This is a genomic window from Clostridium sp. Marseille-P2415 (genome assembly GCF_900155545.1).
Lineage (GTDB): Bacteria > Bacillota > Clostridia > Lachnospirales > Lachnospiraceae > Lacrimispora.
On record NZ_LT732525.1, the window covers coordinates 63,464 to 83,738 of the forward strand.

Annotated in this window: 19 protein-coding genes and 1 pseudogene; 6 read left to right on the top strand and 14 right to left on the bottom strand. The window is 43.5% G+C overall.

The genetic code is table 11. The annotated features are described in order from the left end of the window. Positions 1-483: 483 nt before the first annotated feature. The 12 genes and pseudogenes from BQ9856_RS00325 to BQ9856_RS00380 all read right to left on the bottom strand — a co-directional run. Positions 484-1,989, bottom strand: a pseudogene (locus BQ9856_RS00325) (1-deoxy-D-xylulose-5-phosphate synthase); the annotation flags it as partial. A 336-nt stretch (positions 1,990-2,325) separates the two neighbouring features. Continuing rightward, positions 2,326-3,231 (bottom strand): hypothetical protein, encoded by a 906-nt coding sequence (locus BQ9856_RS00330; RefSeq protein ID WP_077609217.1) that lies wholly within the window; start codon positions 3,229-3,231, stop codon positions 2,326-2,328. 223 nt (positions 3,232-3,454) lie between these two features. Continuing rightward, entirely contained in the window at positions 3,455-4,771 is a 1,317-nt protein-coding gene (locus BQ9856_RS00335; protein ID WP_077609218.1) for an ABC transporter substrate-binding protein, read from the bottom strand. Positions 4,772-4,804: 33 nt separating this feature from the next. After that, the gene (locus BQ9856_RS00340) at positions 4,805-5,473 is read right to left on the bottom strand and encodes a response regulator transcription factor (protein WP_077609219.1); all 669 of its coding nucleotides are present in this window, start codon (positions 5,471-5,473) and stop codon (positions 4,805-4,807) included. Next, the gene (locus BQ9856_RS00345) at positions 5,466-6,779 is read right to left on the bottom strand and encodes a sensor histidine kinase (protein WP_077609220.1); all 1,314 of its coding nucleotides are present in this window, start codon (positions 6,777-6,779) and stop codon (positions 5,466-5,468) included. The genes BQ9856_RS00340 and BQ9856_RS00345 overlap by 8 nt, the downstream gene beginning before the upstream one ends. A 9-nt stretch (positions 6,780-6,788) precedes the next feature. Continuing rightward, positions 6,789-7,736 (bottom strand): sugar ABC transporter substrate-binding protein, encoded by a 948-nt coding sequence (locus BQ9856_RS00350; RefSeq protein WP_077609221.1) that lies wholly within the window; start codon positions 7,734-7,736, stop codon positions 6,789-6,791. Between the two features lie 90 nt (positions 7,737-7,826). Beyond that, positions 7,827-8,795: an ABC transporter permease gene (locus BQ9856_RS00355; protein ID WP_077609222.1), complete on the bottom strand. Its 969-nt coding sequence runs from the start codon at positions 8,793-8,795 to the stop codon at positions 7,827-7,829. A gap of 19 nt (positions 8,796-8,814) precedes the next feature. Next, on the bottom strand, positions 8,815-10,302 hold the full coding sequence (locus BQ9856_RS00360) for a sugar ABC transporter ATP-binding protein (RefSeq protein WP_077609223.1): 1,488 nt from the start codon (positions 10,300-10,302) through the stop codon (positions 8,815-8,817). A 121-nt stretch (positions 10,303-10,423) separates the two neighbouring features. Beyond that, complete coding sequence (locus tag BQ9856_RS00365; protein WP_077609224.1) at positions 10,424-11,521, bottom strand: sugar ABC transporter substrate-binding protein; 1,098 nt, start codon at positions 11,519-11,521, stop codon at positions 10,424-10,426. Positions 11,522-11,807: 286 nt separating this feature from the next. After that, entirely contained in the window at positions 11,808-12,527 is a 720-nt protein-coding gene (locus BQ9856_RS00370) for a D-lyxose/D-mannose family sugar isomerase (RefSeq protein ID WP_077609225.1), read from the bottom strand. A gap of 23 nt (positions 12,528-12,550) precedes the next feature. After that, positions 12,551-13,411, bottom strand: a complete 861-nt coding sequence (locus BQ9856_RS00375) for a class II fructose-bisphosphate aldolase (protein ID WP_077609226.1) — start codon at positions 13,409-13,411, stop codon at positions 12,551-12,553. A 32-nt stretch (positions 13,412-13,443) separates the two neighbouring features. Further along, positions 13,444-14,580, bottom strand: a complete 1,137-nt coding sequence (locus BQ9856_RS00380) for a carbohydrate kinase family protein (protein WP_077609972.1) — start codon at positions 14,578-14,580, stop codon at positions 13,444-13,446. Positions 14,581-14,956: 376 nt separating this feature from the next. Here BQ9856_RS00380 and BQ9856_RS00385 point away from each other — a divergent pair, with 376 nt between their 5' ends. The 4 genes from BQ9856_RS00385 (at position 14,957) to BQ9856_RS00400 (ending at position 17,529) form a co-directional block, all read left to right on the top strand. After that, positions 14,957-15,364: a BlaI/MecI/CopY family transcriptional regulator gene (locus tag BQ9856_RS00385; RefSeq protein WP_077609227.1), complete on the top strand. Its 408-nt coding sequence runs from the start codon at positions 14,957-14,959 to the stop codon at positions 15,362-15,364. A 2-nt stretch (positions 15,365-15,366) separates the two neighbouring features. Continuing rightward, positions 15,367-16,518 carry a M56 family metallopeptidase gene (locus BQ9856_RS00390; protein WP_077609228.1) on the top strand — a complete coding sequence of 384 codons (1,152 nt, stop codon included), beginning with the start codon at positions 15,367-15,369 and terminating at the stop codon, positions 16,516-16,518. Continuing rightward, entirely contained in the window at positions 16,515-16,766 is a 252-nt protein-coding gene (locus BQ9856_RS00395) for a hypothetical protein (RefSeq protein WP_077609229.1), read from the top strand. Before BQ9856_RS00390 ends, BQ9856_RS00395 begins: the two co-directional genes overlap by 4 nt. 223 nt (positions 16,767-16,989) lie before the next feature. Continuing rightward, a complete protein-coding gene (locus tag BQ9856_RS00400; protein ID WP_077609230.1) occupies positions 16,990-17,529 on the top strand; it encodes a hypothetical protein in 540 nt (179 codons plus the stop codon). A gap of 338 nt (positions 17,530-17,867) precedes the next feature. Here the strand turns inward: BQ9856_RS00400 and BQ9856_RS00405 are convergent, their stop codons facing one another. Then, a complete protein-coding gene (locus tag BQ9856_RS00405) occupies positions 17,868-18,068 on the bottom strand; it encodes a hypothetical protein (protein ID WP_077609231.1) in 201 nt (66 codons plus the stop codon). Between the two features lie 44 nt (positions 18,069-18,112). Continuing rightward, a complete protein-coding gene (locus BQ9856_RS00410; RefSeq protein ID WP_139348622.1) occupies positions 18,113-18,451 on the bottom strand; it encodes a hypothetical protein in 339 nt (112 codons plus the stop codon). A gap of 138 nt (positions 18,452-18,589) precedes the next feature. On the opposite strand from BQ9856_RS00410, the gene BQ9856_RS00415 reads away from it, so the two are divergent. Together BQ9856_RS00415 and BQ9856_RS00420 are read left to right on the top strand one after the other, a co-directional pair. Then, positions 18,590-19,450, top strand: coding sequence for a transposase (locus BQ9856_RS00415; protein ID WP_077609174.1), 861 nt, complete (start codon positions 18,590-18,592; stop codon positions 19,448-19,450). Continuing rightward, on the top strand, positions 19,416-20,246 hold the full coding sequence (locus BQ9856_RS00420; RefSeq protein ID WP_077609165.1) for a transposase: 831 nt from the start codon (positions 19,416-19,418) through the stop codon (positions 20,244-20,246). The genes BQ9856_RS00415 and BQ9856_RS00420 overlap by 35 nt, the downstream gene beginning before the upstream one ends. The last annotated feature ends 29 nt before the right edge of the window (positions 20,247-20,275 follow it).

The following is a 20,275-nucleotide window of genomic DNA, read 5'->3' on the forward strand; positions in this document are numbered from 1 at the left end:
ACCACTTTACAAGAATAATCCATCAATACGATACATGAATAAAGTTCAATTTTTTTTATTATATCATCAATTAGAAGGTTGTCAATGGATATGTTAGATAAGCATCAAATATGATACAAATAACTTAAAAAGAAAAAGTGTTTAGTATATTTATGCATTCATTTCTCTTATAATGTAAAGATGTTATGGTTTTCCAATTCAAAATACAATACGTTTGACGAAGGAAGTGTGAAGATTTTCTGATTGAAAGATTTTTAATCGATAGAACGGATTCGTTTTATGATGGACTACCAGTACATCCGATCCTTTAAGACTCGTATACAACAACTTTGTCCTGTTTTACCGCAAAGAAAATGAGATAGGTGCTGTACGGCTTATAATATATTTCGAGCCCTTGAATCAGCAGACCTGTTTTAGCGTAGGCCTCTGAAAAAGGGCTCAATTTTGATATGACATTTCTCTGCTCACATTGATTGATCCGTTTTAAAAAAACCTCATGATGTCTTCTGCGATCTGTTCCTTAGTCAACCGATTGTTGTGAAGAACCTCATTGACATCGAATCTATCAAGAAATTCTTTTTTCAGCCCGTAATTTAAAACCTTCACATCAGAATTTCCATAAAATCTTGCAATTTTTTCACCAAAACCACCATCTAATATTCCGTCCTCAATCGTAAGTACCACATCGTGATTTGCTTTCAACTCTTCCAGCAACTGCTCATCCATGCCTGTAATGTACAGAGGATTAATTAACGTCGGCTGTACACCCGTTTTTTCGGCAATTTCATTTGCAGCATTTTTTCCAAGTGTATAAAATGTACCCAGTGCGATTATGGCTGCTTTGCTGCCTTTTTGTGTGACCTGATATTTATTTAAGATACCGAAATCCCTTGTTGCAGGCTCTCCGCCGGAATTCACACTTCCGCCCGGTACACGGATAGCAACCGGATGCTGTTTCTGAGAAATGCTCCAGTCCAGCACGGCAAAATACTCCTCTTTCGTAGCAGGGGCGAGGTACACCATGTTCGGAATGTTAGAGATCATTGGTATGTCAAAGATACCAAGATGAGTGACATCATTCATGCCAAATACAGAGGCTTCAGATACAATAATTGTTGCCGGATTATTGTTGATACACAGATCCTGGGACAGCTGGTCATAGGTTCTCTGTATAAATGTACTATATACACCGTATACAGGTTTACCTCCATTGGCTGCAATGCCTGACGCAAGAGCAACTGCGTGTTCTTCCGCAATTCCCACATCAACAAACTGCTGCCCGGCTTCTTTCCTTCTATCAGCGGTAAATCCCAGAACCGTTGGGGTTGCAGAACTGATGGCAACTACGGTTTTATCTTCTTTCATCTTCTTCAGCAGAAAATCAGCTGTCATATCATAATAATTTTCACTATGAAAGGAATAAGAAGGTTTACCTGTTTTAACATCAAACGGCATACAATAATGCCAATTCTCCTTATTGTCTTCAGCCGGAGGATATCCTTTTCCTTTTTGAGTGCAGATATGCACTACAACAGGATGATCGGTGTCCTTTACCTTTTCAAATGCATCAATTAACTGCCTGGTGTCATTTCCATCTTTCACAAAAAGATAATCAAGCCCCATTGCTTTAAATAAATTACATTCTGCTTTTCCGTCTGTATCACGAAGCAGTTTTAGATTTTTATAAAGTCCGCCATGATTTTCTGCAATGGACATATCATTGTCATTGACAACGATGATCAAATTACTATTTAATTCAGGTGCAAAGTCCAGCCCTTCCAACGCTTCGCCGCCGCTTAAAGACCCATCACCAATAATTGCAATAATATTCTCTTTTTCACCTTTTAAGTCCCTTGCTTTTGCAAGACCGCATGCAAGACTGATTGATGTTGAAGTATGACCAAGAGTAAATAAATCATGTTTACTTTCATGCGGATCGCTGTATCCCGACACATCATCATAATGTTCCTCATATAGGAAAGCATCTTTTACTTACTTCTTTTACAGTCATGATACATACCTCTTATAAAGCCTCAAACAAATTTCAAGCTTATCCGCTTTTATCAATTCTGCAATCATATCAGCCACAACCGCAGTAATACCCTGTTTAAGCTCCACGCTGAAACCTCCTTTTTCTTTGCTGAACTGATTGTAATACCTGGAGTTAACTCAAAGTCAAGAAATTTTTTTAAATAATTTTTTAAAAAGATTAAAATAAGAGCATACAAATTTCTGGCTCGTATGCTCTTATTTTCATTTATGCTCAATATTTATGATTTATAAACACTTATATTTCCAATTAAAAATTCCTTCCAATACGAGGATTTATCTTTTCCGCAGGCGGACACCATGAACATTTAAGATACGGACCCGGACTGCATCCGGAATCAATTCATACAACACATTATCAATCTCAACGACAGGAATTTCTCCTGTTGTCTTTATCTGACAGATATGACCATTGGACTCAAGGAATTTTTTTACATCAGCAATGCGTTCGCCGGCATCAGCGAACATTTTTCCTGTCTCTATGAATATGGAATCGTTTTGGGGAGGGACCGGCTTCTTAGATAGAAAACCTCTTTTCTCCCGCGATGTATCTTCTTTCCATGCAGCACGGGACAGACTTTCCCCCAGGCCATGTTCCAGCACTTTATCCGCTGCTTCCGGTGAGATGATATTTTGCAGGTCACCGCTTTGCTTTAACAGCCAGATCAGAAAAATCACTTCATCCGTGGCTGCATCACTGCCCGATGCTCCTTTTCCGATCTGCCCGGTAATATCATGATATTCCCCATAGGACGATCTGTATTGTCTGATTTTCCCCCCGGCTGTCCTTCGCTTTAAGTCGCACTCCAAAAGTGAAGGGATCATATCGAAAAGGCCTTCTCCGGCCATTTCATCGATGAGTTTCTTAGCCCACCCGGCACACGCATCCTGTGGAATGGCTGCTAACCGGTTCACCCATTCTGCAATGGTAAGGCCGTTGGTGCCTTTTCCGTCTAACATATCATATACCAGCTTCTCATTTTCACGAAACGTCCCCGGTGCATCGTAGATAAAGAAATATTTGTGATTAACCTCCACCATTTTTTCAGACAGAATAAAATCAAAAAATTGAGACGCTACCATACAGCGTTCTCTTAAAGGCCCTATCTCCGGCGTTTTTGTTACCTGTACTCCATTCAAAGAAATAAGTGCAAATTTTTTTGACAAGGTCAGATCACTCATCAAAATCCCCCTCCTTAATCGTACTGTTTGAAATTTCATACCTTCCTGAAATAAGTACCGCCTAAACGGCTTCCATTCTAAAAATTTCTCTCTCCATTATACCACTGTATGGGTCATTTTTGCAAAGCCTGATGAGTGAAAATATTGCTTTATTTCAAAGAAAATGCTGAAGGCGAAACTCCTTAAAAGTTTCGCCCTCAGCATAGATGCAGATGCTTCCTTTTTATTTCTGCTGCTGCAGATATTTACTGACCGTCCTCTGGAATATTTTCATGCTGCTGTCTACATTCTTGTTTTCCTGCAGAATTTTGGATACTTCCCCATCGGCCAGATTCATGACCTGCTGGTACTGCAGGAACTTGGGCTCAATGATGCCATTCTCAATGACATTATAAAGCAGGGCGCTGCTGATGACCTGCTCCCCCTCATCCATGTCCTCCTGGAGGTAATCCGCCCCTTCTTTGGAGGAAGCCACAGCCTTTAAGGCCGGGACTCCCTGGGAATACCGGAAGACATCCATCTGCATTTCCTCCGTATAGGTCAGCTGCTTTAAAAATTCCCAGGCAAGTTTTTCATGCTTGGTCCTGCTGCCCACCCCCATTAAAAGCGCATCTACCTTTGATATGTTTTCTCCCTCTCCTCCTGCAGGAAAGGTTATGCAGTCCCACTGGAACCTGGTGTACTTCTTAATGCGGTAAGGATAGGTCTTGTAAGTACGGTATTCCGCAAAGGTCAGGGGCATGAAGGCCACACTTCCCTCATTAAAGTCTTCCTGCGTCACGCTCTGTCCCTGGTTTAAGTCATCTAACCGTTTGACGTATTTGATGGCATCCAACACCCGGCCATCCGTAAATGACAGCTGACCGTGGTCTTCATCGTACAGCTTTCCGCCGCTGGTGTAAAACGCATCCCGCCAGCTGTAATTATAGGTGCCGAACTGATCTAAGAGCCCATCCTTGTCCGTATCCTTCGTTACTTTCCTGCATATTTCATACATATCCTCCCAGGTCCAGTTTTCCTTTGGCATCCGGATATTCTCCTTTGCCAGCAGGGACTTATTTACAAACATCAGGGTCGGGACCGTTTCATAGGGAAGGGCATATTGGTGGCCTCCATAACGGCCTGTATTTAAGGCTGTGGTAAAAAAATCCTCCTTGTGAAACGCAGCATCTCCCTCGATCAGCTCGTCTAAATTCTTCATAACTCCTAAGGATGTGAACTTATCAAAATCCGAATCCAGGACCATGAATACATCCGGCATCTCCCCCTCCAAAAGCTTGCGGGCGCACCACTCCGAATAATCCTCTCTTGCAATTCCGCTGTAATAATGGATTTTTACATTTGGATGGGTTTCCTCAAAGCGTTTGATCGCTTTGTCCACGATCTTAAAGCTGTTAGCGCTGGCCACATCCCAATTGCTTCCTGTGAACATGCCGAATTCCAGAACGGTCTCCCGGTTCTTATGACGGTAAATCAAAGCCGCAGCGGTCAGCGCCACAATGACAGCACCCACGCCAAGGCGCATCCTCCATTTTCCCATTCCTGTTTCCCCTCTGCTTCCGATTGCTTCCTTCTAGGTTTCCATCCGCTTCCTCACATTGGTCTGGACCGCCCAGATCGCCAGCTGGGTCCGGTCCCTCAAATCCAGCTTATTTAAAATCGTGCTTAAATAGTTGCGGACCGTCCCCTCCGACAGGTTTAAAGTCTTTGCGATTTCCCGGTTGCTGGACCCTTTCTCCACCTGGGCAATGATCTTCCACTCCGTCCTGGTCAGCTCTTCCATGTTCTTTTCCCTCACGGAAATGGTGTAATCGGCCTGTGCCATCTGGGAAAAGAACCGGAGCACCTTTGCCGCGATATCCGGATTGATCATGGCCCAACCATTGTAAACGGTGTTTATGGCATTCGCCAGCTCATCCATGGATACGCCCTTTAACATATACCCGCTGGCTCCGTATTTCAGCGCATTGTACACATATTCATCATCATCAAAGGTGGTCAGTATGATGATCTTGATCTGGGGATAGCTTTCCTTGATGATCTTTGTGCACTGTACGCCGTCCATTTTCGGCATCCGCACATCCATTAAGATCACATCCGGCACATTCTTCCTTACGCACCGGATTACATCCTGACCGTCAATGGCCACATCGGTCACAGTCATATCCTGCCTGCTGTTTAACACGATCTGCAGGCTCTGACGGATCAATTCCTGATCATCCGCAATCAATACTTTAATCATAGGTCTCCCCCCTCCGGATCGGTATCCTTGCATTGACAATGAATCCATCGCTTCCATCAAATGTTACAACGCCGTTTAACATCCTGATCCGTTCTTTCATATGTTTCGTGCCGAAGCCGCTTTTGATCTCCTTGCATCCGATCCCATTATCCTTGATCTGAATCAGGATGTCCTGATTTTCTCTTTTTATGGTAACCCATATTTCTCCGGCATGCCCGTGGCGTATGGCATTTGTAATGCCTTCCTGGATAACGCGGTAGATGGCATTTTCCTCATCTTCATCAAATTTTAAGTTCTGGGCCCTGCAATCAAAGTAGACCCTTGTCCCGGACACAGAGTTAATATCGGTCACCATCTTGTTGATGGCGTACTCCAGGCTGAGACGCTCCAGGGCATCCGGCCTTAATTCGCTGACCGAACGGCGGATATCCTTTATTCCATCCCTTGTGACCTTGGAGATCAGTTCCAGCTGCTGTTTTGTCTGCTCCGGTGAGGTGCCGATGATGGCAAGGCAGGCGTCGATCCCGGCTGCGATCCCGGTTAACGTATGGCCCAGGGTATCGTGGATTTCCCGTGCCAGACGGTTGCGTTCTCTTGTCTCCGCCATTTTTTCGGCCATAAGGGAATACTTCTGAAGCTGTTCGTTCACCTCATGGAGCTTTTCATTCAGCTCATGGATCTCATCTAAATTTCCCTGCTGCTCGTTGATGATGTTGACGCAGTATACGACAAATACGATGACATTTAAGGATACCAGAATATTATAGATACTTAAAAGATACTGCTGCACCGATGCGCTGTAATAGGAAATATAGTCCTGAATGGAATACAGGGGATAGGATATGGACAAAAGCTCATAGTCTGCCAGAATAAAGCTTCCAATTGCGACGGCCGCAAGGATATACCTGGATTTTCCGTTTTTCACATACATGATGACATTGGAAAATACCAGAAGAAGAATCCCGTTGTAATTGAAATTCAACACAATGATAATGGCAAAGCAGATGAGAAAATCCGCAACCAGGCTGGTCAGAATGACCTTGCTGTTATTGGGGAATAAGCGGTCCCGGATCACCATGCTCAAGATCAGCAGCCCCAGAAGAAGGGCGCAGAGCCATATCTTTGCATAGGGATACCAGACGATGGCCTGGATTCCGTTTAAGAATTCCCTGGCCCCGTATCCACGGCGGATTTTTTCAATTGTCCAATATATAAACAGGCTGATTCCCATGACCGATATCATGTTCAGAGCCAGGATCCCCACCTGAAGGATACGGATCCTGCTGTTAAATTTATTTGCTTCCATATCTCGTCCCTACTGCCATCCGTCAATTTCATAGTTTTTAAGATTATCCCTTGTGATCAGGGTACTGGGCAGACTGATATACTGGTCCACCGGCTCTCCGGCCAGATACCGGTAAGCTGTTTCTGCCGCTACCCGGCCAATGGACTTGGGGCTCTGGGCACTGGTCCCGGTTACGTACCCCATATCCAGGATCGCCTTGAAATCAGGGGAACCGTCGATCCCGTAAATTAAGACCCCCTCTTCCTTCCTGGCCTGCTGCAGGGCTGCCAGGGCGCCCAGGGCTGTGGGGTCGTTGCCGCCCAGTATGACATCAAAGTTGATGTCCTTGCGCAGAACCTCTTCCATTACCTTGGAGGCCACCTCGATTTCACCGGCCGCTGCATGGCGGTACACCACCCGGTAATTGTCATTGCCTGCGATGGCATCCGTAAATCCCCTGGACCGGTAAGTGATGGACGTCTGAATGGGATTGTCCAGGATCACGATATCAGCGGATTTTTTCCGCTTCATCATATCCTGTGCACAAAGCTGTCCTGCCTGGTAATTATCCGTTTCTATGATGGATATGACAGAATCCCGGTCCTTTACCACCGTATCCACATTGATGACGGCAACCCCGGCCTCTTTGCACGCATCAAGGGCCGGCTGAACGGCTTCCCAGTCCACAGGGTTCAAAAACAGCATGCAGATTCCTTCGTCGATCAGTTCCTGTATCTGTTCATTCTGCTTATTCTGGTCCTGGAGCGGGTCCCTGGTCAGAAGAATATCCCCATTGGCCTCCACCACCTCTTCGATTCCCTGCCCCAGCACATCGAAATAAGGATTGTTCCTGGTCATATAGGTGGCCCCGAAAAGGAGAGCTTCATGCTGCCGCACGCTCCCCTCTGTCCCTTTGCAGCCGGGCACCAGAGCCAATATCCCTATAGCCAGATAAAATATTCCTGCCTTCACCCTCATGTTTTTCACTCTCCAATGCAGTTTCCTTTCGAATTATACCACAAAAAGCGTTCCTCTGTTAAGGAAACGCTCCTTGCCGGAATCTTATTTTCAGTCCTTCTTTTTGTTTCTTAAATAATCTACGAATACAGCAAGAAGAATGACGATGCCCTTTACAACATACTGCCAGAAGGAATTGACATTCATCAGGTTCAGTCCGTTATTCAACACGCCGATGATGAGCCCTCCGATAATGGTTCCGCCGATTTTACCGGAGCCGCCGGCCATGGAGGTACCGCCGACCACAACCGCTGCAATGGCATCCATTTCCGCTCCGTCCCCTGCTGTGGGCTGTCCGGAGTACATGCGGGAAGCCAGCACAACGCCGGCCAGACCGGCCATGAGACCGGAATAGGTATGAACCAGTAATTTTACTCTGGCCGTACTGATACCGGAAAACTTCGCCGCCTGGGAATTTCCTCCCACCGCATAGATGTGGCGCCCCAGCTTTGCCTTATTCATTATGATTGCCGTAATGGCGAGAACAAATACCAGAATTATGACAGGCGTGGGAATTCCGCCGATGTAGCCGGCGCCGAGGAACTGCCATTCCTTCGTTACCACGCGCACCGGAGAGCCTCCCGTATATACATAAGCCAGCCCCTTTGCCACATTCATGGTGGCCAGCGTCACGATAAACGGCGGAATGGTAGTCTTGGAAATCACGACTCCGTTTAACATGCCGACCATCATACCGACGAGCACGCCGATCAAAATGGCTGCAAATATGGGAAGATTGTAGCGGGCCACACAGCCGGCTGCAATACAGCCGGATAAGGCTATAATGGAACCTACGGAGAGGTCGATACCTCCCAGAATGATGACCATGGTCATGCCGCAGGCCAGAAACAGGTTTGATGAAATCTGCCTTAACACATTGAAGATGTTTTTGTGCGTCAGGAATGCACCGCTGGTCTTTGGAAATACGGATAAGAAAATACACAGGATCAGCAACGCCCCGATGATGCCGATATTATCTTTAAAATATTGCTTTATATTTTTTTGAAGTCTTGTTGTCATTTGATTTTCCCCCTCTTTCCTACTTTGCTGCCAGCTTCATGATCTGTTCCTGGGTGACACATTCTTCATAGCTGAAGCAGCCTGTGATCCTGCCGTCGCACATGACATAGACACGGTCGCTCATGTTTAAGATCTCCGGCAGTTCGGACGAAATCATGATGATCGACATTCCATCCTTCACCAGTTCATTCATGATCGCGTAGATTTCTGATTTTGCCCCTACGTCCACCCCTCTGGTCGGTTCATCCAGGATCAGGATTTTCGGGGAAGTGGCAAGCCATCTGCCGATCATGACCTTCTGCTGGTTTCCGCCGGATAAATTTCCGATCAGCTGTTCCTGGGACGGTGTCTTTGTATCCATCATATCAATATATTTCTGGGTGATCTTCTCTTCCTTTTTTGTATCCACCCAGATTCCTTTTATAAAGGATTTGAGCACTTCAATGGTAGAGTTGAAACGGACCGTCTGTACCTTATAAAGCCCCTCCTGCTTCCGGTCCTCCGGCACCAGGGCGATTCCATATTTCATGGCATCAATGGGGGATTTGATTTTTACTTCCTTACCTTCTACAAATATCTCTCCGGTTGAACCGGGGGTAAGGCCGAAAATACATTTCATGGCTTCGCTGCGCCCCGCTCCCACAAGTCCTGCAAATCCTATGATTTCACCTTTATGCAGTTCAAAGCTGGCTCCTTTTACCATCTTTCCGTCTGCTATATTTTCACATTTTAATACAACTTCACCTGGTTCTAAGTAATCACGGGTATAATACTTGGTCAATTCCCGCCCGACCATCATGGCGATCAGCTTATCTCTCGTTGTTTCCTTCATGTTTTCCGTTCCCACAAATGCACCATCCCGTAAAACCGTCACCCTGTCGCATATCTGTTCCAGTTCATCCATCTTGTGGGAGATGTAAATGATTCCTACGCCTTTCTTCGTCAGCGCCCGCATGGTTTCAAACAGGAACTCCACCTCTTTGTCCGATATGGAGGAGGTTGGTTCATCCATGACAAGAATCCTGGAGTTATAGGAAATGGCCTTAACGATCTCCACCATCTGCTGCTGGGCAATGGTTAAATCCTTGATCAGTGCCCCTGCATGAATGTTCATGTGATAGGCATCCAATAAATTCTGGGCTTCTCTGTCCATAATTTCATGGTTGATCCAGCCCCCTTTTCCGGGCTCCCGTCCCAGAAAGATATTTTCTGCTACGGTCATATATGGAACCAGTACCAGCTCCTGATGGATGATGGAGATACCGTTTGCATGGGATGCGCCTACTCCGTCAATTACCACCTTTTGGCCATCAATGAAAATATCCCCCTCTTCCGCTATATAAATGCCGCCCAAAACCTTTATTAACGTTGACTTGCCGGCTCCGTTCTCTCCAAGAAGCGCATGGACCTCACCGGCACGAAGTTCCAGATCCACCCCCTGAAGCGCTTTTACTCCGGGGAAGGATTTATGGATATTTTTCATTTGAAGCAGAATTTTTTCACTCATAAACTCACCTGCCTGTTCTTACATTTGCTTTGCCTTCCGGGATTTATCCGTTAAAAAATGCCCGCCCCCGGTACACCGGACCCGCAGATGTACCAAGGGGCACAGCACTCTTAAGTTTCCATTACTGCCAGCCGTCCGTACCGTAGTCTTTTACATTCTCAGACGTAATTAAGAAGGTCTCTACCGGATAACGGTCTGCTACCTGATCCCCGTTTAAGTAAGAATACATGATGTTCACTGCAGACTGAGCGATCTTTACCGGAGACTGTGCGCCGCTTCCTTCAATGAGAGATTCGCCGGAAGCCATCTCTGCCTTGATATCAGGAGAACCGTCTACGCCGTAAATCTTACAGTCCTTGATTCCTGCTGCGTTTGCTGCCGCCAGCGCTCCAAGTGCGGTCGGGTCATTGCCGCCGAAAATGGCAACGACATCACCATGTGCCTGAAGAAGGTCTTCTGCAATACCCATGGCAACTTCTAAGTTACCCTTTGCATCCTGCTGGGCCACGATGTTAAAGTTATGACCCTTGATCGCATCCAGGAATCCGTTGGTCCGGTCGGTCACGGAATTCATGGTCGGAGAATCCAATACGATGATGTCTCCTCCATCCGGACATTTCTTAACCAGATCTTCCCCGCATACAAATCCTGCGTTGTAGTTATCGGAGCCGGTATAGGAAACCAGATAGGACATATCCGCTACCTCCGTATCAAAGCCAACGACAGGAACGTTTGCTTCCCTTAACTGATCCAGCGCAGGGAGAATGCCTTCTGCCTCAGCCGGATTCATGAACATAGCATCAATATCCTGGGAAACCAGGTCTTCGACCTGAGTGATCTGAAGGGTCACATCGTTAGCCGGATCCACTGCGATCAGCTCATCCCCCTGAGCCTCGATCATTTCCCGCATGGTCTTCTCAATGGTAACGAAGAATGGGTTTGTGCCATCCATACAGGTATAACCGAATTTGTAATGCTTGCTTGGGTCTTTCTTTTTCACATTGGCATCTGCCATGTTGACAGTCGAATCGGATTTAGCGGCTGCCTTTGTCTCTGCCTTGGTATCCTCAGCAGCTTTTGTCTCTGCCGCGGTGGTTGCAGCGGCCGTTGTCTCCGGTGCCTTGTTCTCCGGTTCCCCATTGCTGCAGCCTGCCAGAGAAATGCCGGTCAGAGCAGCACATACCAGCATTGCGGCCATCTTTTTTGTGCTTTTTTTCATGTTACGTCCTCCTTTTACATTTTTTGTTTGTTGTATCTGCTACATTTTCATCATAACATGAGTTTATTTTTAAAACATGTGCACAATGTAATGAGTTTCATATGACAAATGTCACATTTTTTATGTTGTTTTAATAATAAATCGGATATTTCGCTTCTATTTTCATCATATTGCACAATTTCAACCTTATCAAGGAAGTCCCCCGCTTCTTAAAGCGGGGGTATGGACTTGCTTGTTTCCGTAGGAGTCAAAGCTCCTGCGGAAATACCACGAAGTGGTAATAAGGTTATGAGCAAGTAGCGAAGCGGATTGCGAATATCCGCTTTGACCCGGCCGCCGGATATTCGTTGCAAAGAAGGCGGTAAGGAGGTTCGTCTTCTTCTATTTCCGGGAACCGGCCTGCAGGCAGGTAAAAACGGTTATCCTCTTTATCATCGTTGCACATGGATACCTCTCCCAGCAAAACCGGCCCTGTGCCTGGCTCCAGCTCAAAATCGTGGTACATATAAGGATGGATCGTAATGCTTTCTCCAGGACAGAGCTTGATCTGAGTCCCGGCAGCTACTCTGTATTCCCGACCATCGCTGTGTATGGTCACATCGGTATCTGCGAGCTTCCCTTCCGGAGTGGACTCATAGACGCGGATCAGCACATTCCCGCCTCCGCGGTTTATGATATCCTCCATTTTCCTCCAGTGAAAGTGCATGGCCGCTGACTGGCCTTCCTTCATGTAAAGCAGCTTTTCCGCATAGGTCTTCGCATATTGATCCATTTTTACATTGCCGTTCCGCAGCGTAATGAGGGAAAAACCCACCCTGTCAAAGTCGCCCATTCCAAAATCCGTAATATCCCACCCCAGCATGTTATCGCGGATCTCATCCCAGTCATGCCCTTTATCCTTCCACTCCTCAGGAGTGAAACTGCAAAACGGGGGAAGGGCAAAGCCGCATGCTTTTGTCATCTGCTCCATATCCTTTAATGCTTTGTTAATCTCGGAACGTTTCATTTCTAACCTCCCCAAAGTCATTTTTATTCTAAATTAGAAAATACTTTTATGGTGTGATGTACGTCTTTTTTCATTGCCTCGATCCCCCATAATGTCACATCGTGATAGAATACATAGTCCTTTGCCTGTATCGCCTTTTCTTTAACATACATCCCGCCTGCTTTGGCTAAGTAGGTGTAGTAATTGATCTTACGGACTCCCCCTTTAATGCACTTGCGAAAATCCTCATCGCTGACTCCGGAACCTCCGTGCATGACAATGGGCAGGCCGATCCGGCTGTGTATCCGGTGGATGCGGTCAAAATCCAGCTTGGGTTCTGTTAAGTAAAGTCCGTGTACCGTGCCAAAGGAACATGCAAGTGCATCAATTCCCGTAGCCTTTGTGAATTTCTCAGCCTCTTCCGGGTCCGTGTAGCAGCCTTCCATGGCTTCCCCTTCTTCTCCTTCGCCTACGCTGGAGAATTCCTGTCTTCCCATGGCGCCGATCTCCGCTTCCACGGATGCCCCATATGCGCCTGCCATCTCAACTGCAATCCTGGTATTGGCCGCATTCTCAGCAAAGGGCAGGGCGGAGCCATCGTACATTACCGACGTAAAACCCATATTAAGGGCCTGTTTCAATACCCTCAAATTATCCCCATGGTCTAAATGAACCGCTACGGGCACCGCAGCCTTTTCTGCCATCATGATCATAACCGGACCGATCACCGACAGCGGAATGATAGCTTCATGGACCGGAGCAAACTGCAGGATCACCGGCTGGCCAAGCTCCTCAGCAGCCCCCAGCACCGCCTGGATCCCCTCCAGGGAGGTGATGTTAAATGCTCCTATGGCCATATTTTTTGCATCTGCCAGTTCCAGAATGGCTTTCATTGTGATCATCATATTTCTTTCCTCCAATTTTTATTGTTTTGTTCCTATGGGTTTATGATTTCCTGCTGTTTCCAGCCGCTTTGTATCTTTTTCTTAAGCGCATCAAAAGGCAGAAGTCCGCTGACCGCATCGTATGCCGTTACGCAGGAAGCCCCGGTTGCAGCCGCAAACTCGATGCATTCCACCGGCCCCAGGCCATCCAGCATGGCTTTTATAAAGGCAGCGATGCTGGTATCACCTGCCCCTGTGGCAGAGAGGATGCGGTCAGGGACAAAGCTGTTCTGAAAATAAGAAATGCCTCCCCATTCCTCTCTTAATGGCAGCGTGTCTGCAAATGCCTGTTTCGGTGCAGTTTTCAGATACATGCCGGCCGCTCCGCATTTTAACAGTACGGCTCTGGTTCCCAGTTTCAGTGCCTGATCCGCAAGGACAGCTACATCTTCTCTTAAGGAGAGAACGGACGTAATATCGTCTGTCCCGGCCTTTTCCTGCCATTTGTCATAGATCTTCCGGTCAAGCAGATACCCCAGCTCCTCAATGCTTGGAACAAAGAAATCCACATACGGCAGCACCGATGCCAGTATGTGCTTCCAGTCGCAGCCAGCCGCTTCGGAATCAGGATCCACCGCCGCCAAATCTAAGGAGGTGGTCAGCCCCAGCTCCTTTACACGCCGGAAAAGCTCTGCCAGTTCTTCTCCGCCATTCTGGTAAAACCTGCGCATCAGGGTCGGATATCCGAAGTGGAAATGGGCTGCCCCTGCCACCTTTTCAAAATCCACATCCCCGCAGCAAAACGTGTCATTGCACCCGGGATCATGAAGAAAGAACCGGTCCAGCCCTCTGGGTGCTACAACCACCGTATAAGAGGTGGATTCTCCCGGCACCGCAGGTATACAGCTTTCGCATCCGCTCTGCTTGATCTTTTCTTTGAGCATCCAGCCGAAATCATCCTCCCCCACTTTCGCCATCAACAGCACTTCCGCCCCCAGGGCATGAAGGCCCAGCCCCGTATTGGAGACGGCTCCGCCCGTGCATATCTGTGCCTTTCCTACACGCAGAAGCTTTCCCGGACGGAACAGTTCCAAAAGCTTCTGACCGCCGCTGTTCTTAAAAACGGGTGTGATGTCAAGGGAAATATGTCCGGCCAGGACCACCCTTTTGTTCCCTTCCCGATATTTCATATTTGCTCCCCCTTTCTCTGTTTTCATCATAGCAATCTCAAGGGAAAAGTCAATATTTTTTATGCATTTATTACCAATGTAATAAATGATATGACATTTGTCATGTGCAAATCGTACAATATTCAAAGAAACTTTTATCTAAATAAAAAATCTCAGCTCTATAGTAACATGAGATGCCACTTTATAAATTGAAACGCATTATTTGTGATTCATATCTTAATATTTGTAAACAATCAATACTGTGAATTTCAATAAGAAGATTCATCGCAGCGATTCCTCTTACTTCGGAACGATTTTAAAATTTAAATTCTTTTAAAATTTATTGACTCTTTTATAATAATATATTATTATTTAATTAAAACATGGGAGGTAAGTTATGACAGAAAAGAGAAAGTTGCCAGAATATTTCTTTCTTACAAAAAAAGAGGAAGAAGCAATGAATGTACTTTGGGCTTCAGACACTCCATTAAGTGCATCTGAAATAGCTGAGGGTATTCCTAATCGTAAGTGGCCTGCAGCATCAATCCAGAGTATTTTACGTACTCTTGAAAAAAAGCAGGCAGTGAAGGTTGCTGAGATTACAAAGATCGGTAAATCTTATGGCCGCCTTTTTCAACCGACATTATCCATAAATGAATATGCAGCTATGCAATTTAAAAGATATTATAAAATAGATAAAAAAAATGATTTATCAATCATGTCATCACTGATAGGACACAATAGGTCACCGGAAGAGATAGTAGAAATATTACGAGAGCTTTTGGACGAATACGAGGAGGAATAAGTATGTACTTTACTATTTTCTCTATTACAACATCTATTGTATGGGTAAGTATTTTCGTAAAGTCTATTTCAATCTTAAGAAAGCAAATGTCATTTTTAAGATATTTCTCCATATATCCATTAATATTAGTTTTATACATTTGCCTAATAAGATTGTTTTTTTCTATTGAATTTCCATTTACTAAAGTAATAGTTTCTAAAAAGTGGCTTCCCTTATTCCAACATGCTCTTATGACTCCAATAATACCACTTGACATCAATTATAACTTGACTTTGTACGAAATATTATTCATTTTATGGATTACAGTTTTTATTTATAGGCTTTACAAAATAACAATTGAGAATTACCGGCTATATCGATTATTCCAATTTTTACCTGAATCTAAGGATAAGCGATTACAAAGAATTCTCAAACAAGTCCAAGACTATACTTGTACTCACAAAAAAACAAAGATTATTGTAAATGAAGAAGTATCATCTCCTGCTATCATTGGTTTTTTTAAGCCTACTATTATACTGCCTAGTATAGATTTCTCAGATGATGAATTACTTGGAGTTCTTACTCATGAATGGATGCATTATTGTTACAGACACGTCTTAATAAAGTATATCGGCGAAATTATACATACTTTTTTTTGGTGGAATCCCATCTTTAAGGAATTAAATAATGAAATAGCACATGTTCTTGAAATGCATTCTGATAAGAAAGTCAGCACCTTTCTAAATAAGCAGCAACAATACTCTTATCTAAACGCAATAATTAAGGTTGTAAATAATATAAAAGAAAATCGAAAATTATCTACACTTACTTGTAACCTAATAGAGAATAGTGACGCTGAAAAATTAAAGCAACGTTTTAAAATGCTTCTGGAAGGCAATTATTCTCCTCAAAAAATAAATAAGAATATTATAATAATACCATTTATATGTATGCTATTTGCCTTTTCTTACATGTTTGTACTTCAGCCATATAATGAACCAGATAGTTTTGGATATGGAGATATGATAATAATACCGCAGGATGCCTATTTAATAAAAGCCGGTACTGGCTATAAACTTTATGATTCAAATGGAGAGTTTATTGCAGACATAAGCATCATCGATGAAAGCTTAAAAGGTTTAAAAATCATAAATAATAAGGAGGATATCCCATGAAAAAATTTATTAAATGTGCAATAACAAATATACTTACGTTTGGCATATTAATAATGCCCTTGAATGTGTATGCTAATGATGCTATCACCCAAAAAGGACAAGAATCTGTAATAAATTTACAAAGAAATGCTGTCATCAATGCTGAACAAACAGGATATAAGTATAAAATTTGGAATGGAAAGCAATGGAAGCGCCTTTGGTCATACACTTATGGAAAATGGATAGATCCAGAATGGACTTTGGCATAAAACAAAACGTTATGTTAATCATCCATATAAGTCGTTTTAGTTGGAGGGAGGTGATTCCATTGAACACATAAGGATTATCTACGGATAATAACAATTAATAAAGTCAGATTATGAGAAAGGAAGGTCTTTTATGAAAACTTAAAGCTACCGTATGCAATATGGAGTATTTTATCTTTTTTATGAAATAATATCTAATAGTGGTGCCTTATGAAAGGAGTTTATAATGAAAAAATATCTTTTTACCCTTTTAACAATTATTATGTGTATTTTCCCTTATTCAACAGCTTTTGCCGCTGATAACCAAATGGATGCGGTTAACACTGGTAGTGAACAAAATATTACAGCTGATTCTAACGTCTCTGTGGTTTTCGTACCAGAGTATGAGTTTACTATAGTCTCAACACGGCTCGATAATACCGATAATGTGCAGTTGGAAAATATTGAATGGTCAAATGGTAATTCAGAAATAAATAGCCGTCCGGAAAAAGAGGTATCGGCTAAATTTACCCATAAAATATATGATCGAAATAAAAAGTTAATGGCCACTGCGACTGTAACCGTTGAAGGTGTGTATAGTCAGGTGGATCGCTGGAGTGAAATAACAAGCGTTTCTGCTACATTTTCGGGGGAATTCAAAAATGATTTCTCTTATTCATCTTCAACCAGTGGCAATAAGGGATATCTAGACATTATATTTAATGGAGTAACAGTAAACACTCAGACCTATACTATATCAACTAATGGTCGCATTTCTAATAAATAATCATATGATTAAGTATTAATACTATTGTATATAGCTAATATTAAATGAACCGTCCTAAATTGAAAACAATATTAGAAAAGACTGAAAATTTTTTATAATATTATTTAAACCTCTGAGTTGGTACAATTTGCAATATAACTCAGAGGTTTCTTTTATAACAAGTACGTTTGCGGTTGGAATATTAATTGTTTCCTTACCTTTGAATGTGTATGCAAATGAAGTTATCAGCATCCGCTCCTATTATCTGCGGTTTCCTCTGCCCTGCCTGCGGCGATAAGGTTCGCGGCCTTTTTTCCGGGAATTGCATAACCATTAACATCAATAGCCGCCTGTGCCACCTAATAGATGATAGTACCACCTTTTACAGGAAGAACCAGGATTCTCGCACCATTTGCGATCTCATTGGTATCGCGCACTTCTTTTAAGTCAGCCTTTGCATACGAGGAGAGTCGCCTCATCCAGTTTTTCGTCTGCCTTTCCTTGGTTTTCGGAAGCGTGATTTTAGTTGACTGGCGAAAACCGCACTGTCCAAATTTCACGCAGAGCCTTATTCACGTCCTCCTACGATTTTAAAGCTGGTGCATCAGCGATCCTTTTTCTTGCCATAATAAAGCTCCTTTCCTCCTATAACTGTTCCAACCACTGCCGCCTCCAATGTAATGACCGCATACAACGGCAATCCATTACTGAGTCCTACAATCACCCCGGAGAATAACAGAAAAATCCATCCACCAATTCCCAATAGTCGGAGTATTCCTCTTAAAAACGCTTCCAAGAGACACCATCGAGGGCGGAAATTACGCCCTACATACCCGGTCACATTCTGCCGGATCGTGTTTTTTAGATCATCTTCCATGTCAAGAGAAATTAACGCTGTGGTCATGATACGGTCAAGACCGTTATAAATCCGATTCTTTTTCATACCTTTCCACTCCTTTTTTGTCATTTTACTTGTCTGCTGAGTATTCCGGGGCAAAAGGTTCTTCCGCAAATATCCGTTTTGTATCTTTCGCTTATAAAGTTTATATGATATACTATAATGCTATAGGAGATACTGTTTATGAACGATACTACAGCATTAAATTTAGATAAATTTTATCCAACAGAGTTATTGAGAATTACAGAAATTATTGTGGACAGAACCAAAATAAAAATCCGTATGAAATCCGCAACCGAATCTTGCGAATGTCCTGAATGTAAACAAATTTCTAACCAATACCATGGCACCTATATTCGCAAGGTACAGGATCTGCCTATTTTAGGAAAACAGGTAGAGCTTGAAATAACTGCACACGAATATAACTGTGAAAATGATTCTTGCAAGGTTTCTACAATTGCTGAAACCTATAATGGTTTCCTCAATTACTATAGCCGTATGACGGAGCGATGCGCTGATTTTATCAGTACATTAGCATTGGAAACGAGCTGCGAAGGTTGTTCCCGTATCTGTAAAGAGATGGGCATTCGCATCAGTGGCGATAGTGTAATACGCCTTTTGCTGAAACGCTTTGAGAATCAGGCACCTTCAGAGTGTGGTGAAATCGTAGGTATTGATGATTTTGCTTTCAAAAAAAGAAATACCTACGGCACTATTATTGTAGATGAGAAGTCACACAACCCCATTGCCATACTTGATGGACGCGATGGCAAGACTCTTCGCCAGTGGCTAAAAGGAAATCAACATATCAAAGCAGTAACCAGGGATCGGGCAAGTGCATATGCAAAAGTAATCAGTGAAGAGCTTCCTGATGTCATGCAGGTAGCCGATCGTTTCCATCTGCATCAAAATCTTCTTGATGCCGTAAAAGGTGCCTTAAACCGTGCAGTACCCGCTAATATAACAGTAATTCATGATAGTCATGTTGCGAAATCTGTAAAAAATTGTGATGCTTGTAAAAAAAATCGTTTCGACTGTGGATAACTTTTCTCCTCGAGAACAAAAACGTTATCAAGTCATTTGCCAGATTCAAACTTTTTTAAAAGAAGGCTGCAGTTATCGTGAAATAGCCAAACGGATGGGTATAAGCCGAAGAACAGTCGCAAAGTATAGAGCCGGTAATCCAAAGGAACTTTGCGAATCTGGAATTAATCAAAGTAAGTTGGACGTTTACAAGGACGAAATAATTAAGTGTCTACATAATGGATATAGTAAAAGCAAGACAGTAAAACGCTTGTATTCACTAGGATATCGTGGGGCTAAAAGTACAGCCTTTGATTATCTTGTAAAAATAGAAAGATATAAAATACAGAATTTTGCACCACAACCATATGTCAGAACTTATACCGAGGGAATGAAATATAAAGCTGGATCAAAAGGTAAAAGCGCTGATTATATAACTAGAGCAGGAATTTTCCAATATCTTTGGATGAATGATAATCAACTAACACCGGAGCATAAAGATTATATTCTCAAAACTTACCCGATGGTATGGGAAATCCTGAGCTGTATTCGGAGTTTCCGTAATGTTTTTATCCGTAGAAGCATGCCCGGGTTATATCTTTTTATTGAACGATATAGTAATAGTGCCATTCCTGAATTAAAATCTTTTGCCAAAGGCTTACAGCGAGATATAAAAGCTGTCGAAAATGCGGTAGCATCTGATTTGAGTAATGGATTTGTGGAGGGAATTAACAGTAAACTTAAGATGGTGAAACGTACTATGTATGGCAGATGCAGTAGAAAACTTTTGAGTGCCAAAATGATATTGAGATGCTAATGTATAACGGACATTTGCGGAAGAACCGT